This is a genomic window from Vibrio sp. 10N.222.52.B7, assembly GCF_041474275.1.
Classification (GTDB): Bacteria; Pseudomonadota; Gammaproteobacteria; order Enterobacterales; family Vibrionaceae; genus Vibrio; species Vibrio crassostreae_C.
On record NZ_JBFRTU010000809.1, the window covers coordinates 1 to 432 of the forward strand.

1 protein-coding gene is annotated in these 432 nt (G+C 43.8%); it reads right to left on the reverse strand.

Annotated features, from left to right (window positions below; translation table 11 throughout):
- Positions 1-408 (reverse strand): LysR family transcriptional regulator (locus tag AB4512_RS25405; protein ID WP_372176234.1); only part of this gene is annotated, 408 nt, incomplete at its 3' end.
- Positions 409-432: the final 24 nt, after the last annotated feature.

Here is a 432-nt window from a genome sequence, read left to right on the forward strand (position 1 = left end):
ATTGAGCTGGTCTATGATCTGCTCAGATGTCATCGACAAAATTTGAAAGCGAAGTTCAGGGAATTTTTCTGCTAAAGGCTTAATCAACTGCATCGGGTTTTGACTGGCTAAAGGCACCATGCCAACTCTTAGCGAGCCGACCAGTTGGCCACGGCAGTTAGCCGCTTCGGCTTGTAAACCGTCATGAGCCGCTAAGACGGTCTTTGCCCAAGCCAATATACGCTCACCCGCTTCGGTAAACCCTTCAAAACGTTGACTTCTTGAAATCAACTCGAGGTCTAACTCTTCTTCTAAACGCCTTATCCTCATCGACAACGTTGGCTGAGTAATATGACAAAGTGTCGCAGCCTGACCAAAGTGTTTCGTTTGATCTAAAGCGATTAAATACTTAAGTTGTTTTATATCCATGAATGATTAGTAAAACCTTGAAAT